The 15,255-nt window shown below is 65.9% G+C and carries 13 protein-coding genes and 2 riboswitches; of the genes, 2 read left to right on the forward strand and 11 right to left on the reverse strand.

The window, feature by feature from the left end:
- Positions 1-68: 68 nt before the first annotated feature.
- The 7 genes from AC1PPL_RS00710 to AC1PPL_RS00740 form a co-directional block, all read right to left on the reverse strand.
- A complete protein-coding gene (locus tag AC1PPL_RS00710) occupies positions 69-470 on the reverse strand; it encodes an FKBP-type peptidyl-prolyl cis-trans isomerase (RefSeq protein WP_088886822.1) in 402 nt (133 codons plus the stop codon).
- Positions 471-540: 70 nt separating this feature from the next.
- Entirely contained in the window at positions 541-3,435 is a 2,895-nt protein-coding gene (gene gcvP, locus AC1PPL_RS00715; protein WP_287740753.1) for an aminomethyl-transferring glycine dehydrogenase, read from the reverse strand.
- Positions 3,436-3,503: 68 nt separating this feature from the next.
- Entirely contained in the window at positions 3,504-3,878 is a 375-nt protein-coding gene (gcvH, locus tag AC1PPL_RS00720) for a glycine cleavage system protein GcvH (RefSeq protein ID WP_011805186.1), read from the reverse strand.
- A gap of 103 nt (positions 3,879-3,981) precedes the next feature.
- Positions 3,982-5,112 carry a glycine cleavage system aminomethyltransferase GcvT gene (gene gcvT, locus AC1PPL_RS00725; protein WP_479972400.1) on the reverse strand — a complete coding sequence of 377 codons (1,131 nt, stop codon included), beginning with the start codon at positions 5,110-5,112 and terminating at the stop codon, positions 3,982-3,984.
- A 44-nt stretch (positions 5,113-5,156) separates the two neighbouring features.
- Positions 5,157-5,271, reverse strand: a riboswitch (glycine riboswitch).
- Positions 5,272-5,290: 19 nt separating this feature from the next.
- Positions 5,291-5,383, reverse strand: a riboswitch (glycine riboswitch).
- Positions 5,384-5,389: 6 nt separating this feature from the next.
- Entirely contained in the window at positions 5,390-6,667 is a 1,278-nt protein-coding gene (locus tag AC1PPL_RS00730) for a TRAP transporter large permease (protein ID WP_312303496.1), read from the reverse strand.
- Between the two features lie 82 nt (positions 6,668-6,749).
- Positions 6,750-7,244, reverse strand: coding sequence for a TRAP transporter small permease (locus AC1PPL_RS00735; RefSeq protein ID WP_312303494.1), 495 nt, complete (start codon positions 7,242-7,244; stop codon positions 6,750-6,752).
- Between the two features lie 77 nt (positions 7,245-7,321).
- Entirely contained in the window at positions 7,322-8,293 is a 972-nt protein-coding gene (locus AC1PPL_RS00740; protein WP_123675804.1) for a TRAP transporter substrate-binding protein, read from the reverse strand.
- Positions 8,294-8,584: 291 nt separating this feature from the next.
- Between AC1PPL_RS00740 and AC1PPL_RS00745 the strand changes: the two genes are divergently transcribed.
- Positions 8,585-9,043, forward strand: coding sequence for an Lrp/AsnC family transcriptional regulator (locus tag AC1PPL_RS00745; protein WP_479972401.1), 459 nt, complete (start codon positions 8,585-8,587; stop codon positions 9,041-9,043).
- Between the two features lie 22 nt (positions 9,044-9,065).
- On the opposite strand, the gene AC1PPL_RS00750 is transcribed toward AC1PPL_RS00745, so the two are convergent.
- Positions 9,066-11,072 carry a TonB-dependent receptor domain-containing protein gene (locus AC1PPL_RS00750; RefSeq protein WP_479972402.1) on the reverse strand — a complete coding sequence of 669 codons (2,007 nt, stop codon included), beginning with the start codon at positions 11,070-11,072 and terminating at the stop codon, positions 9,066-9,068.
- 113 nt (positions 11,073-11,185) lie between these two features.
- On the opposite strand from AC1PPL_RS00750, the gene AC1PPL_RS00755 reads away from it, so the two are divergent.
- A complete protein-coding gene (locus tag AC1PPL_RS00755; RefSeq protein WP_479972403.1) occupies positions 11,186-12,199 on the forward strand; it encodes a helix-turn-helix transcriptional regulator in 1,014 nt (337 codons plus the stop codon).
- A 90-nt stretch (positions 12,200-12,289) separates the two neighbouring features.
- On the opposite strand, the gene AC1PPL_RS00760 is transcribed toward AC1PPL_RS00755, so the two are convergent.
- The 3 genes from AC1PPL_RS00760 to AC1PPL_RS00770 all read right to left on the reverse strand — a co-directional run bounded on the left by AC1PPL_RS00760 (position 12,290) and on the right by AC1PPL_RS00770 (position 15,062).
- A complete protein-coding gene (locus AC1PPL_RS00760) occupies positions 12,290-13,084 on the reverse strand; it encodes an ABC transporter ATP-binding protein (protein ID WP_011805195.1) in 795 nt (264 codons plus the stop codon).
- 16 nt (positions 13,085-13,100) lie between these two features.
- Positions 13,101-13,988, reverse strand: coding sequence for an ABC transporter permease (locus tag AC1PPL_RS00765; RefSeq protein ID WP_015913285.1), 888 nt, complete (start codon positions 13,986-13,988; stop codon positions 13,101-13,103).
- A gap of 105 nt (positions 13,989-14,093) precedes the next feature.
- Entirely contained in the window at positions 14,094-15,062 is a 969-nt protein-coding gene (locus tag AC1PPL_RS00770) for an ABC transporter substrate-binding protein (protein ID WP_088886817.1), read from the reverse strand.
- Positions 15,063-15,255 lie beyond the last annotated feature (193 nt).

Here is a 15,255-nt window from a genome sequence, read left to right on the forward strand (position 1 = left end):
GGGCAATCCGCAGGACTGCCAGTGTACGCGTCTGCCTGGTGCCCTACAGGCCGGTGCCGCTGCCTCGTTCAGCGGCGCACCGACAGCAGCTCGATCTCGAAATTCAGCGTGGCGTTGGGCGGAATCACGCCGCCCGCGCCGCGCGCGCCATACGCAATCGCCGGCGGGCAGGTCAGCTTGGCCTTACCGCCCGGCTTCATGCGCTGCACGCCTTCGGTCCAGCAGGGGATGACGCGGTTCAGCGGGAACTCGGTCGGCTCGCCGCGCTTGTAGGAGCTGTCGAACTCCTTGCCGTCGGGGAAGGTGCCGCGGTAGTGCACCTTGACGGTGTCGGTGGCCTTGGGTGATTCACCGCTGCCGTCCTTGAGCGACTCATAGACCAGGCCGCTGCCGGTGGTGACGGCAGGGGCCTGCGCCTGGGCTGCGGAGACGAGGGCAAGCGATGCGAGCAGTGCGAGAAGGGGGCGCATGGGTCAAATGTTCAGAAGCAACAAAGGCCCGATGGTAGGGCCTTTGTGAATGCCTGAGCGGAGAAGGCCGTCAGCCCAGTTCGCTCACCGGAACACAGCTGCAGAACAGGTTGCGGTCGCCGTAGACGTTGTCCACACGGCCCACGGGGCTCCAGTACTTGTTCTGGCGCAGGGCGGCAACGGGATAGGCTGCCGCATCGCGCGGGTAGGGGTGCTGCCAGTCGGCTGCCAGCAGGCACTCGGCCGTGTGGGGCGCGTTCTTGAGGGGGTTGTCGTCCTGCGGCCAGGTGCCGGCCTCGATCTGGCGGATCTCGCGCCGGATGGCGATCATCGCGTCGATGAAGCGGTCCAGCTCAAACAGCGTCTCGCTCTCGGTGGGCTCCACCATCAGCGTGTTGGGCACGGGGAATGACAGCGTGGGTGCGTGAAATCCGTAGTCGATCAGGCGTTTGGCCACGTCCTCGGCCATCACGCCGCTGGTGTCCTTCAATTGGCGCAGGTCCAGGATGCACTCGTGCGCCACATGGCCGTTGGCGGAAGCGTACAGCGTGGGATAGTGGTCCTTCAGGCGCGCGCTGATGTAGTTGGCGCTCAAGATCGCTGTCTCGGTCGCGGCCTGCAGACCGTCGGCACCCATCATGCGGATGTACATCCAGCTGATGGGTAAAACGGCCGCATTGCCCAAGGGAGCTGCGCTGACAGCTCCTGTTTTGGAAGCAATGCCGCCCGTGGCATGGCCGGGCAGGTAGGGCACGAGGTCCTCCACCACGCACACCGGGCCCACGCCGGGGCCGCCGCCGCCGTGGGGGATGCAGAAGGTCTTGTGCAGGTTCAGGTGGCTCACGTCGCCGCCGAACTCGCCCGGCGCGGCCACGCCGACCAGGGCGTTCATGTTGGCGCCGTCCACATACACGCGCCCGCCGTGGCGATGCACCAGCTCGCACAAGGCCTTCACCTGGGTCTCGAACACGCCATGCGTGCTGGGGTAGGTGATCATCACGCAGGCAAGGTTGGCACTGTGCTTCTCGCATTGGGCTTGCAGGTCCGCCATGTCCACGTTGCCGTTCTCGTCGCACTTGGTCACCACGACCTGCATGCCCACCATCTGGGCGCTGGCGGGGTTGGTGCCGTGCGCGCTACTGGGGATCAGGCAGATGTTGCGGTGGGCGTGCCCCTGCGCCGCGTGGTAGGCCTTGATGGCCAGCAGGCCGGCGTATTCGCCCTGGCTGCCTGCGTTGGGCTGCAGGCTGATGCCGGCGTAGCCCGTGGCCTGGCACAGCCAGGCGCGCAGTTGCTCGTCGAGCAGGCGGTAGCCTTCGAGCTGGTCGGCCGGGGCGAACGGGTGCACTTGGGCGAACTCGGGCCAGGTGATGGGGATCATCTCGCTGGTGGCGTTGAGCTTCATGGTGCACGAGCCCAGCGGGATCATGGTGCGGTCCAGCGCCAGATCCTTGTCGGACAGCTGGCGGATGTAGCGCAGCATGCCGGTTTCGGAATGGTGGGTATTGAACACCGGGTGCGTCATGAAGCGGCTGGTGCGCGCCAGAGCGTCGGGGAACAGCGCCGGTGCGCCGGCCGCGTCCATCGCCTCGATGGTGGGCAGTTGCTGGCCGTCCCGCGCAAAGATCTTCCACAGCAGCTCGATATCGGCGCGGGTGGTGGTCTCGTCCAGCGAGATGCACAGGTATTCATTCCAGGCTTTTCGCAGGTTTGCGCTCATCTGGACTGCGCGAGCAGCTATTGAATCCGTAGCATCCTTGGTGTGCAGGCTGAGTGTGTCGAAGGCCGAGCCATGGTGGCGGCTGGTGAACCCCAGCTGCGCCAGGCCGCGGCTCAGGATGGCGGTGAAGCGCGCCACGCGGCGGGCGATGCGCGTGAGGCCCTCGGGGCCGTGGTACACGGCGTACATGCTGGCGATCACGGCCGGCAGCACCTGGGCCGTGCAGATGTTGCTCGTGGCCTTCTCGCGGCGGATGTGCTGCTCGCGCGTTTGCAGCGCCAGGCGGTAGGCGGGCTTGCCGTGCACGTCCACGCTCACGCCCACCAGGCGGCCGGGCAGACTGCGCTTGAATTCGTCGCGGCAGGCCATGAAGGCGGCGTGCGGTCCGCCGGCGCCCATGGGCATGCCAAAGCGCTGGGTGGAGCCCACCACGATGTCGGCGTCCCACTCGCCGGGGGCCTTGAGCAGCGTGAGCGCCAGCAGGTCGGTAGCGAAGATGGCGGCGGCCTGCTTGGCGTGGATGGCGTCCACGTCGGCCTGCCAGTCCTGCACCCAGCCGCTGCTGGCAGGGTACTGGATGAGGGCGGCGAAGAAGTCGCCGGCCAGGGCCGCCTGCCATTCCTCCTGGGAATTGGCCACCACCACGGTGATGCCGATGGGGGCGGCGCGGGTCTGGATGACTTCGATGGTCTGCGGGTGCGCATCGCCGGCCACGATGAAGACGTCGCTCTTGGACTTGACCGAGCGCTTGGCCAGCGTCATGGCCTCGGCGGCAGCGGTGGCCTCGTCGAGCATGGAGGCGTTGGCGATGGGCATGGCCGTGAGGTCGCACACCATGGTCTGGAAGTTGAGCAGCGCCTCCATGCGGCCCTGGGAGATCTCGGCCTGGTAGGGCGTGTAGGCCGTGTACCAGGCAGGGTTTTCCAGCACGTTGCGCAGGATGACGCCCGGCGTGTGCGTGCCGTAGTAGCCCTGGCCGATGAAGCTCTTGAGGATGCGGTTCTTCGACGCAATGGCCTGGAGTTCAGCCAGCGCTGCGGCCTCGGTGGCCGGCGCGGGCAGGTCCATGGGGCGCTGGCGCGCGATGGAGCGCGGCACGATGGAATCAATGAGCGCGCGGCGCGAAGCCTCGCCGATCACCGACAGCATGTGTGCTTCGTCGGCGGCGTCGATGCCAATGTGGCGGGGCAGGAATTCAGCGGCGTTTTCAAGCGCCGCCAGGGGCAGGGGGGAGGGCATCTGCATGGCGAGGGACCAGTCTCAAGAGCGATGGGGCGGTGCGGCGGCGCCGTGTGCACGGCGCCGCGGGTGCATCAGGCGTTCTGGGCGAAGGCGGTATAGGCCGTTTCGTCCATCAGACCGGCGAGTTGGCCGGCGTCGCTGAGCTTGACCTTGAAGAACCAGCCGGCGCCCAGCGGGTCGGAGTTGGCCAGGGACGGGTCGGCGCGCAAGGCCTCGTTGACCTCGACGATTTCGCCGGACACGGGCATGTAGACATCGGCAGCGGCCTTGACGGACTCGACCACACCGGCCACGTCGCCCTGGGCAAAGGTGGTGCCCACCGCGGGCAGGTCCACGAACACCACATCGCCCAACGCATCCTGCGCGTGGACGGTGATGCCGACGACGGCCGCGGCCGGGTCGGCTGCGTTGATCCATTCATGGTCTTTGGAAAACTGGATGCTCATGAGGGGCTCCGGGAAGAAGAGGTGGAAGGAAAAGGTTTGAGAGTGGTCAGCCCGCACTGTAGCCGGGCTGACCTGGGCGCGGTGGCAGTTCGCCGTGGTGAATTCAGCCGCGGTAGTAGCGTGTGGGAACAAAGGGCGTGGCAGCCACTTCCATGGGCACGGCCTTGCCGCGCACCATGGCGTTCACACGGGTGCCGGGGGCGGCATGGGCGGGCATTACGTAGGCCAGGGCGATGGGCTTGTCGGCAGTGGGGGCCAGCAGGCCGCTGGTGACTTCGCCGATGCGCTCGCCCGACTCGTTTTGCAACTCGGTGTGCTCACGCACGGGCACGCGCTCCAGCGCCACCAGGCCCACGCGCTTGCGCGTGAGGGTGGCCGGGCTGTCGATCTGGGCCAGCACCTTGTCGGCACCGGGAAAACCGCCAGCGCGCGCGCCGCCTGTACGGCGCACCTTCTGGATGGCCCAGTTCAGGCCGGCTTCGGGTGGGGTGGTGGTGGTGTCGATGTCGTTGCCATACAGGCACAAGCCGGCTTCCAGGCGCAGCGAATTGCGTGCACCCAGGCCGATGGGCTTGACCTCGGGCTGGGCCAGCAGCGTGCGCGCCAAGGCCTCGGCCTGCGCGGCGGGCACCGAGATCTCGAAGCCGTCCTCGCCGGTGTAGCCGCTGCGCGTCACGAAGCACAGCGCCCCGGCGATGTCGAAATGCCCGCCGGTCATGAACACCAGTTTGTCCACGCCTGGTGCCAGACGCGCGAGCACCGCAGCCGCCTGTGGGCCCTGCAGCGCGAGCAGGGCCTGGTCGGGCATGGGAATCACCTGGCAGCGTTGGCCGATGCGCGCCTGGATGTGGGCAATGTCGCCCACCTTGCAGGCGCCGTTGACGATCACGAAGAGCTCGTCCTGTGCCATGCGGAAGAACATGAGGTCGTCGATGATGCCGCCCTCGTCATTGAGGAGCAGGCCGTAGCGCTGCTTGCCCACGGGCAGGTCGACCACGTCCACGGGCATCAGCGTCTCGAATGCTGCTGCGGCGTCAGGGCCGAACAGCTTGAGCTGCCCCATGTGCGACACGTCAAACAGGCCGGCCGCCGTGCGCGTGTGGTGGTGCTCGGCCATCAGGCCCATGGGGTATTGCACGGGCATGGAGTAGCCGGCGAAGGGCACCATGCGGGCGCCCAGTTCGATGTGCAGGGCGTTGAGGGGAGTGGTGAGCAGGTCGGACATGGCGGACATGGCAATGGGCGAAGGCAAATGGTGGAGCGATCTCTCGATCGCCGATTTGCCCCGCTGTCCGCTTTACCTGAGAGATTCACCCCGCCTGCATGGCATGTCACGGGGCTTGCTCCTTCGGTGGGCCGCATGCTGCTGCGGCCTCTCTCCAGCAAGGGAAACACCCGCATCCCTGCGGGCGTGTCGCCAGTCCTTTTGCCTGAGCGTTCGGCTGCTGCCTGCGCCTTCGGCGGCCCGGCCCTGGGGGGCGCGGACTCTCTCCTGACGGGACGGATTCTATCTATTTTGCGTACACGAGATCACGCAGGGCCAGTGAAAGCGATGGCACGTAGGTGATGACCAGGAGGCACAGCAGGACCACGCCCACGAACGGCAACAGGTGGGCGACGATACGATCCAGGGAGATGCGCGCCACCGTGCATGCCGCGAACAGGTTCACGCCAAAGGGCGGCGTGATCATGCCCAGCGCCAGGTTCACCACCATGATCAGCCCGAAGTGCACCGGGTCCACGCCGAAGTGCTGGGCCACCGGCGCCAGGATCGGCGCCAGCACGATGATGGCGGCGCTGGTCTCGATGAACATGCCGATCACGAACAGCGCGGCATTCACGCCCAGCAGGAACAGCGCGGGCGACTGCAGCACCTCCTGCAGCCAGCGGCCGATGGCGTCCGGCACGCCAGCGCGCGTGATGAGGAAGGCAAACAGGCCCGCATTGGCAATGATGAACATGATCACCGCCGACGAGATGGCCGATTTGCGCAGGATGGCGAACAGGTCCGCGATGCGGATCTCGCGGTAGATCAGCATGCCCACCACCAGCGCGTAGAACACGGCCACGGCAGAGGCCTCGGTGGGCGTGAACACGCCGCCGTAGATGCCGCCCAGGATGATGACTGGCATCAGCAGTGCCCAGCCCGCCTGCAGCAGCGCGCGGCCGAAGGGCATGCGTCCGTCGCCGTCATGCTTGCCCCAGCCCTTGTACTTGCAATACACCCAGACGAACAACATCAGCGCACCGCTGATGAGGATGCCGGGGCCGAAGCCGGCGATGAACAGCTCGCCAATCGACACCTCGGCCGCCACGCCGTACAGGATCATGGGGATGGACGGCGGGATGATCACACCCAGCTCGGCACTGGTGGCTTGCAGCGCGGCCGCGTAGCTAGTGGGGTAGCCATGCTTGATGAGCGCAGGAATCAGGATGGCGCCGATGGCGAACGTGGTCGCCACCGATGACCCTGAGACGGCCGCGAAGATCATGCAGGTGAGCACGCAGGTCATGGGCAGGCCGCCCTGCACGCCGCCCACGATGCTCTTGGCAAACTCCACGAGCCGGCGCGAAATACCGCCGGTCTCCATGAGGTTGCCCGCCAGGATGAAGAACGGAATGGCTGCGAGCGGAAACTTGTTGATGGAGGCGAACATCTCCTTCACGGAAATCAGCATGTTGGCGTTCGCCACCTGGATGCCCAGGATGGAGGCCAGCCCGATGGAGACGGCCACGGAGATGGTGAGCGCGAAGCACAGCACCATGGTGGAGATCATGACCGTGGTCATAGGGCCCCCACGCGCGTCATTTCATGTACCCGCCGCCCCCCGAGGGGGCCGCTCGCTTGTTTGAGGCGGCTCTGCGCGGCGCTCATTGGGCAGTCTCCAGTTCATGGCGCTGCGGGTCGATCAGATTGCCCACGATGCCGAGGATGCTGAACAGCCCACCCACGGGCATGGCCAGATAGGCCCAGAACATGGACACCGACTCCAGCCCTGCCATCGACTGCACGCCGCCGCGGCGCGCGTAGTCCCACCCCCACCAGATGATCACGGCGATGAGCGCCAGCGCTGCCAGGCACACCACCCAGTCCAGCACGCGGCGCAGCGGGCGCGGGCTCCAGCGGTAGAGCACGTCGACGCTGACCATGGCGCCCTGCCGGAATGCCATGGGAATCGCCAGAAACACCATCCAGATCAGGCTGAAGCGGATCAGCACCTCGGTCCACTCGGCCGGCTCTTCGAAAACGAAACGCATCAGGATCTGAAACACGCCGAGCGCCGAGGCCAGCGCCAGCATGGCGCAGGCGCCCCACATGGCAACGGCGGTGCTCCAGCGCTCGCAGGAGAGGAAGAAGGTTTTCATGCGCACTCACGAAAATATGAATAAAAACGCCCGTGGCGCATGATCCACGGGCGGTAGCAGCTACTGAAAAGTGAGCGTCACTTGTAGTTGCGGATCTTGTCGAGGTTGGCCTTGCCGAACTCTTTCTCGAACTGCGCGTTCACGGGCGCGAGCGCGGCGACAAACTTGGACTTGTCCAGATCGTCGATCACCGTCATGCCCTTGGCGCGCAGGTCGGCCACGCCCTTGGCGTCGTCCTCGTCCACGCGAGCGCGGTTGGCCTTGGTGCCCTCCTTGGCGGCGTCGATGAAGGCCTGCTTGTCCGCGGGTGAGAGCTTGTCGAACACCGCCTTGTTCATCACGAAGAGGCAGGGCGAGTACACGTGACCCGTCAGCGAGAGGTGTTTTTGTACCTGATCGAACTTGGCCGAGATGATGACGGGCAGGGGGTTTTCCTGGCCGTCCACCGTGCCCTGCTGCAGGGCTGTGAACACCTCGGGGAAGGCCATGGGCGTGGTGATGATGCCGAAACCCTTGTACGCGGCGATGTGCACCGGGTTCTCCATGGTGCGCATCTTCAGGCCCTTCAAGTCCTCGGGCGTCTTCACGTCGCGCTTGCTGTTGGTCATGTGGCGAAAGCCATTCTCCGCCCAGGCCAGCGCCTTGAAGCCCTTGGCATCGAACTTGGTCAGCAGGTCCTGGCCGATCGGGCCGTCGAGCACGGCGCGTGCGTGGGCCTTGTCACGGAACAGGAAGGGCACGTCCAGGATCTTGGTCTCGGGCACGAAGTTGGGCACCGGACCGGTGGAGCTGAAGGCCAACTCCTGTGTGCCCAACTGCACCGCCTCGATGGATTCGCGCTCGCCGCCCAGCGCGCCGTTGTAGAAGGTCTGCACCTTGTAGCGCCCGCCGGTGCGCTTTTCGACCTCCTTGGCAAACGTGTCGATGGCGACGCCCTGGTGGGAGTTCTGCGCCGTCGAGATGCTGATGCGCATTGTGGTTTGTGCCAAGGCCGTTGCGGCCATGCCCAGTGCCAAGCCCAGGCCCAGCGCAAGTTTGGTCAGCTGCATGTTGTCTCCTGTGAATCTGCGGGTGCTGCCGAAAAATTATGGCAATGCAACATGACGCAGGTCATAGGGGTTTGCGCGGGGACTTGAGAAGGCCGCCTTGGCCCGTCTTGCCAAGTCCCCGCCCAGCGGTAACCGGGCGGGGTCTCGTCAATGTCGTGCGCCCCGGTAAGAGCGCCTTGATGCACAGAGTATGCGCTGCAGTGTGCGGATGAATTTGCTGAATTTCTTCTGAAATTCAATATTTGCGGAAAAATATTCTGTGAATTTAGAAATTCATAAATAATATGGCGAATGGATCGTCTGGACAGAAAAATTCTCGCCGTGCTGCAAGGCAATGCACGCGCCAGCCTGCAAGAGATCGGCGCCGCCGTCGGCCTGAGCCCCTCGCCGTGCTGGGGCCGCATCAAGAAGATGGAAGAGGCGGGCGTGATCGAAGGGTATACCGTGCGCCTGAACCCGCAGGCGCTGGACCTGGGCGACACGGTGCTGGTGCAGGTGACGCTGGACAGCCATTCGGACAACACGCTGGAAAAGTTCGGCGAGATGCTTGCCAGCATCCCGGAAGTGGTGGAGGCGCACTTGGTCTCTGGCGACTACGACTACCTGCTGCGCGTGGTGGTCAAGGACACGCGCGACTACGAGCGCCTGCTGCGCGAGAAGCTTTACAGGATCAAGGGTATACGCCACAGCCGCTCGAGCTTCGTGTTGCGCACGCTCAAGAAGGCGGACCTGCCCCTGTTCCCGGGTTAACGCTTCCCGCGGCGATTGGCCGTCAGAACTTCCACGTCACGTCCAGGCGTACGTTGCGGCCCGGCTCGGCGAAGCCCCGGCCACTGATGGCGCCAGCGGCACTCACGTAGTAGGCGTAGCTACCCTGGTCGTAGTAGAACTTGTTGAGCAGGTTGCGCGCGCCGAAGGTCACGCGCAAGCGGTCGTTGCCGTAGGGCAGCCAGTTGACGTAGACGTCGTGCACGCCAAAGCCGGGCTTGTGCTTGGTGGCGGTGCGGCTTTCGGAAATCAGATATTCGGTCGAGGTCTTGGATTCCACGAAGCGCCCAAACCATTCCAGGTCCAGGTTCCACGTGGGGATGCGGTAGCCCAGGTTCAGGTTCCAACTGCGGCCGGTGGACACGCCCAGCCCGTAGGCCTCGTCGCCCAGGTCGTAGCCGTTGAGCTGGGGCTTGGCGCTGGCCACAGCAAGACCGCTGCGCCACACGCTGCGATTCCATGCCACACCGACCTCGTAGCCTGAGGACTTCATCGTACCTACGTTGGCCACGGCCCAGGTTGCGCCGGTGGTGGTGGAGATGAAGTTGCGGATCTGCTGGCGGAACACGGTGGCTTTAGCGCTCCACGGGCCCTCGTTGTAGTTCACGCCCAGCTCGACGTTGCGGGCCTTTTCTGGCTGCAGTCCGGGGTCGTTCCGCCAGCGGGTGTTGTCCACATAGAACGCCTCCTTGAGTCCCGCGCCGCGCAGGGCGGTGCCTGCGGACGCGCGCACGCTCAGCGCGTCGGTCGCCATCCAGGTCAGAGACATGTTGGGGCTCAAGCCGCGGCTGGAGATACGCTGCGCGTGGTTGTCGGTGTAGCCGTACCAGTCGTAGCGCGCGCCCGCCCCCAGGAGGAACTGGTCACCCAGTGGGATGCTGCCTTCGGCGAACAGTCCCTTCACGCTGCTTTCTTCGCGCCCGTTGCTGGTGGATGCGGCGGGCGGGCGGGCATGGACGGCGTTCATCTCGAAGCGATGGATGTTCAGTCCGTAGCGTACGGTGGCGTCCGCCACGCGGGTGGCGGCTTTCAGGTTCAGCCCGCTGGAGGCGATCTCTTCGCCGAACTGATGACCCAGCGGCTTGTTGAACTGCGGCTGCGCGGCCGTCGTGATGCGCGTGACCTTCATCGTGTCGGAGAACAGTCCTAACTCCATGGCCGGAAGGGTGCGCGTGCCGTCATAGCGGTAGGTGACGGTGAGCGTGTCACGCGTGGTCTTCTGGGGCATGAGCGAATTTCCCTGGCCCTGCCAGAAGTTGGGGCGCAGGTAGCGCGAACCCTCGTCCTGCACGGCCTGATAGCCCAGCGTGAGGCGGTGGCCGGCGGCGATGCGCCAGTTGAGCTTGCCCAGCCCGCTGCTTTGCTTGGAGCCGCTGTGCGTCTGCCGGATGCCGTCGCCCGCCTGGTAATCATCGTTGTCGTCACGGTTGGCGGACACCAGAAAGTCCACGCTCTCGCCCGCCAGGCCGTACAGCGCCGCGCCCCAGCGGTGCCCGTCGTTGGATGCCACGCCGCCGCGCACGCTGGCGCCAAAGGTCTGGCCGTCGCGCAGAAGCTGCCGGCCATCCTTGGTGGTCATGCGGATGGAGCCTGCCAGGGCCCCCGGCCCGGCACTCGCGGGTGTGGCTCCGCGGTCAATCTCCACGCTGTGGATGAGTTCCGGGTCGATCAGCAGGCGGGACTGGTGGTGGAACGCCCGGCCGCTCTGCGCCGCGCCGTCCAGCGTGGTGTTGAGCATGGAATCCTCCACGCCCCGGATGTAGAGTTTTTGTGCGATGGCCGCACCGCCACCCACCGACACGGCGGGCTCGTCGCGCAGCATCTCACCCAGGCTGCGCGCCGCGTGGGTCTGCACAGCTTCGCTGGTGACGGTGGTGGTCACGTCGGACACGAGTTTTTCCTGCACGCTGACAGTGGCGAGTGTGGGCTCCTGCGCCAGCGCGAGAGAGGCCGAGAACAGGCCGGGCAGGGCCAGAAGCAAGGGGTAGGGGCAAGGGTGTTTCACGAACATGGAAGAGGGAGCGCCTGGTAGGTGTGGCGAGACCGCTGAGATTGAGAATGGTTATCAACTGGCGTGTAGTATCGGGACAGCTCCGTTCTTCTTCTTTTGCGCTGACAGGGAATATGTTTGCCGCGACAAAAACCTTTGCCTCGATCGTGAATCGCCGGCAGGCCGAGCCCCAGGCGGGGGAAATTACGGCCCTGCTGCTGGACCGGCTGGCGCACGGTGGGGCTCTGAGCGGGCCCGAGCAGGCCGTCGGCGGTTCCGTGTTCAACGGCACGCTGTCCCTGGCCGAACTGCGCGCCGGGTTCTTCCTGCACCGCACGGACATCGCGTACCTGCGTGGCTTGACCAGCCGCTTCCCGCTGACCAAGAGCGGGATCAAGATCGTGTTCAAGCTGCAGGGCGGCGGCAGGCTGCGCATCGGCCCCCTGGCCCTGCCGGTGGCGGTGCCCCCAGGCGGGGGGGCCCGGGCGGCCGTGGTGGCACTGCGCGGGCCGGCGCCGTACGAGCACCGCTGCCGCGCGCCGTCGCGCGAGCGCATGCTGGTTCTCACGCTGACGCCGCAATGGCTGGACAAGGCGGGGCTGGGCCACCTGAACGCGCTGCCCCACCTGTCCATGACGGCGTGGGCGCCTTCGCCCAGGGCGGTGTACGTTGCCGAGCAGTTGTTGGCAGAGGGCCAGTTGCAGGACGGGCCGCTCAGCGGGCTGCAGCAGGAGTGCCTGACGCTCGAACTGGTCATCGAGGCGCTGGCGCAGTGGGTCGCGCCCGCCAATTCCGCCGCCGCATGCGAGGCAGCCGGATTGCGGCCAACCGCGTACCAGCGGGCATGCCATCTGCGCGACTGGCTCGACAGCGGCGCCGCTGACTCCCTCACCATGGGCGCAATCGCGCGGCACATGGGCTGCAACGCCAGCACCCTGCAAACGCAGTTCCGCCAGGCATTCGGCAAGCCCATCTTCGAACACTTGCGCGAAGGCCGCTTGCGCAGGGCGGCCGATGCCATCACGGCACAGGGCATCACCGTGGCGCAGGCGGCGGACTTGGCGGGCTACCGCAGCCCTGCGAATTTCTCCACCGCCTTTCGCCGGCTCTACGGCTTTTCGCCCAAAAAACTCCGCGCGAAGCGGTGACTACCGCGCGGCGCACGCTTCCCGTATTTGAAGCGAAATTGCCCTCTAGCGCTTTCCTGAAACGCGCTAGTAGCTATTAATAGAGAAGCATCAGCCGAGCAGCAGCGCGTCGTCGGCCAGCTTCTCGCCGCGCACCTTCTCGAACATCTGCAGCAGGTCGGGCACGTCCATACGCGCGCGTTCGTCGCCCGAGACGTCCAGCACCACTTGCCCCTGGTGCAGCATGACGGTGCGCTGGCCTACGTCCAGCGCCTGGCGCATGCTGTGCGTGACCATCATGGTGGTGAGCTGGTTCTCGGCCACGATGCGGGCCGTGAGCTGCAGCACGAAATCGGCCGTGCGTGGGTCCAGCGCGGCGGTGTGCTCGTCCAGCAGCAGGATGCGCGAGGGCTGCAATGCCGCCATGAGCAGGCTCACGGCCTGGCGCTGACCGCCCGACAGCAGACCGATGCGGTCGGTGAGGCGATTCTCCAGGCCCAGGCCCAGCGTAGCCAGGCGTTCGCGGAACATGGCGCGTTCAGACTGCTTGACGGCGCCGCGCAGGCCGCGACGCGTGCCGCGCTGCTGGGCCAGGGCCATGTTCTCCTCGATGGTGAGGTCTTCGCAGGTGCCGGCCATAGGGTCCTGGAACACGCGCGCCACGCGGCGGGCGCGCTCCCACACGGGCTGGCGCGTCACGTCTTGGTTGTCGATGGCGATACGGCCGGTGTCCACCGACAGGTCGCCCGAGATGGCATTCAGGAAGGTGGATTTGCCTGCCCCGTTGGAGCCGATAACGGTGACGAACTGACCCGCCGGGATGTCCAGCGACATGCCGCGCAGCGCGCGCGTCTCGATGGGCGTGCCGGGGTTGAAGGTGATGAAGAGGTCTTGTGCGCTCAGCATGGGGAGAGCCTTCCTTTCAGCGGCCGCGTGCGGCCAGCTTGCGCTTGAGCTGCGGAATCACGAGGGCGATGGTGACCAGCACGGCAGTCACCAGGTTGAGGTCCTGCGCCTTCAGGCCGATGAAGTCGCTGTTGAGCGCCAGCGCGATGAAGAAGCGGTACACGATGGCGCCAATGATCACGGCCAGCGTGGCCAGCACCAGGCGGCGCGAGGGCAGGATGCTCTCGCCCACGATCACGGCGGCCAGGCCGATGACGATGGTGCCGATGCCCATGGAAATGTCCGAGCCGCCCTGCGTCTGCGCGAACAGCGCGCCCGCCAGTGCCACCAGCGCGTTGGATACGGCCATGCCCAGCAGCACCATGGCGCCGGTGTTGATGCCCTGCGCGCGGGCCATGCGCGCGTTGGAGCCGGTGGCTCGGATGGCCAGGCCGCGCTCGGTGGCGAAGAACCAGTCCATGAACAGCTTGGCCGCGATCACGATCACCAGCAGGATCATCGGGCGCGACCAGTAGTCGTCCAGGCCCGGCGGCTGGAGCAAGGTGAACAGCGTCTCGTCGTTGATCAGCGGCACGTTGGGGCCGCCCATGATGCGCAGGTTGATGGAATACAGCGCGATCATCATCAGGATGGACGCCAGCAGGTCCATGATCTTCAGGCGCACGTTCAGCCAGCCCGTGACCAGACCGGCAACAGCCCCTGCAGCGGTGGCGGCCACCGTGGCCACGTAGGGGTTATGGCCGGTGGAAATGAGGATGGCGCAGACCGCGCCGCCCAGCGGGAAGCTGCCGTCCACCGTCAGGTCGGGAAAGCGCAGCAGCCGGAACGAGATGAAGACGCCCAGCGCGACCAGGCTGAAGATCAGGCCGATCTCGACGGCACCCAGCAGGGAAAAGAGTGACATGGACAGTGGCGGATAGAAAACAAAGCAGGAGCCATGGCGCCATGGCTCCTGCGTGGGGTGCCAGTGGCCCGGGCTGCCGCGGCGGCCCGGCCTTGGCGCGAAGGTTTATTGGACCACTTGCGTGGCGGATTTCACCAGCGCGTCGGAGAGCTTCACGCCCTGCTTCTCGGCGGCGCCTGGGTTCACGAACAGTTCCATCTTCGTGCTGACTTCAGGCTTGATGTCACCGGGCTTTTCGCCCTTGAGCAGGCGCACCACCATGCGGCCGGTCTGTTCGCCCAGGTCGCGGTAGTTGATGCCCAGGGCGGCGATGGCGCCGCGCTTGACGCTGTCGGTGTCGGATGCCACCAGCGGCACCTTGGCCTCCTGGCCGACCTTCACCAGCGACTCGTAGGCCGAGACGACGTTGTTGTCCGTGTTGGTGTAGATCACGTCCACCTTGCCCACCAGGCTGCGCGCGGCGCTGCTCACGTCCACCGAGCGCGGGGCAGAAGCCTCCACCAGCGTCATGCCCATCTTGGGCAACAGTTGCTTGAGTTCCTTGACCACGACGACGGAGTTGGCCTCGCCCGGGTTGTAGACCATGCCCACGCGCTTGGCGCCGGGCACGACCTGCTTGACCAGATCCATCTGCTTGTCCAGCGCCAGCATGTCGGACACGCCGGTCACGTTGGTCTTGGAGGGTTCCCAGTTCTTCACCAGCTTGGCGGCCACGGGATCCGTCACGGCAGAGAACACCACAGGCACGGTCTTGGTGGCAGCCACTACGGCCTGGGCAGAGGGCGTGGCGATGGCGACGATGGCGTCAGGCTTGTCACCCACGAACTTGCGCGCGATCTGCGCGGCGGTGCCCGTGTTGCCCTGGGCGCTCTGGTATTGCCACTTGAGGTTTTTGCCCTCTTCAAAGCCGGCGGCCTGCAACTGGGCCTTCACGCCGTCGCGGATCGAGTCCAGGGCGGGGTGCTCCACGATGGCGGTCACGGCAACGGACTTTTGCTGCGCATGCGCCACGGGCGCGAGGGCGGCTGCGGCCAGGGCGATAGCGCCCAGGGGCGCCCAAGACAAACTCTTCATAACGGTTCACTCTCCAATTGAACGTGCGGTGTTTTCCTGTGTTTGTAGTACCAGGCCGGCGCAGGAACCACGCGCGGCCTTGTGGGGAGTCTACCGTTTGCCTGCCGTCCGTGGACGGAACGGGCGCTGCGGCACTTTTGGGTGGAAAGTGCCTCCACGGCTTTTCAGTCAAGCGCTAACAGCTATTAAAAAT

It is taken from the genome of Diaphorobacter sp. B2A2W2 (genome assembly GCF_056730635.1).

Excerpts from the sequence above, each read along its gene's own strand:
- AC1PPL_RS00710 (WP_088886822.1), bottom strand. The coding sequence starts at position 470 with ATGCGCCCCCTTCTCGCACTGCTCGCATCGCTTGCCCTCGTCTCCGCA.
- gcvP (WP_287740753.1), bottom strand. The coding sequence starts at position 3,435 with ATGCAGATGCCCTCCCCCCTGCCCCTGGCGGCGCTTGAAAACGCCGCT.
- gcvH (WP_011805186.1), bottom strand. The coding sequence starts at position 3,878 with ATGAGCATCCAGTTTTCCAAAGACCATGAATGGATCAACGCAGCCGAC.
- gcvT (WP_479972400.1), bottom strand. The coding sequence starts at position 5,112 with ATGTCCGCCATGTCCGACCTGCTCACCACTCCCCTCAACGCCCTGCAC.
- AC1PPL_RS00730 (WP_312303496.1), bottom strand. The coding sequence starts at position 6,667 with ATGACCACGGTCATGATCTCCACCATGGTGCTGTGCTTCGCGCTCACC.
- AC1PPL_RS00735 (WP_312303494.1), bottom strand. The coding sequence starts at position 7,244 with ATGAAAACCTTCTTCCTCTCCTGCGAGCGCTGGAGCACCGCCGTTGCC.
- AC1PPL_RS00740 (WP_123675804.1), bottom strand. The coding sequence starts at position 8,293 with ATGCAGCTGACCAAACTTGCGCTGGGCCTGGGCTTGGCACTGGGCATG.
- AC1PPL_RS00745 (WP_479972401.1), top strand. The coding sequence starts at position 8,585 with ATGGATCGTCTGGACAGAAAAATTCTCGCCGTGCTGCAAGGCAATGCA.
- AC1PPL_RS00750 (WP_479972402.1), bottom strand. The coding sequence starts at position 11,072 with ATGTTCGTGAAACACCCTTGCCCCTACCCCTTGCTTCTGGCCCTGCCC.
- AC1PPL_RS00755 (WP_479972403.1), top strand. The coding sequence starts at position 11,186 with ATGTTTGCCGCGACAAAAACCTTTGCCTCGATCGTGAATCGCCGGCAG.
- AC1PPL_RS00760 (WP_011805195.1), bottom strand. The coding sequence starts at position 13,084 with ATGCTGAGCGCACAAGACCTCTTCATCACCTTCAACCCCGGCACGCCC.
- AC1PPL_RS00765 (WP_015913285.1), bottom strand. The coding sequence starts at position 13,988 with ATGTCACTCTTTTCCCTGCTGGGTGCCGTCGAGATCGGCCTGATCTTC.
- AC1PPL_RS00770 (WP_088886817.1), bottom strand. The coding sequence starts at position 15,062 with ATGAAGAGTTTGTCTTGGGCGCCCCTGGGCGCTATCGCCCTGGCCGCA.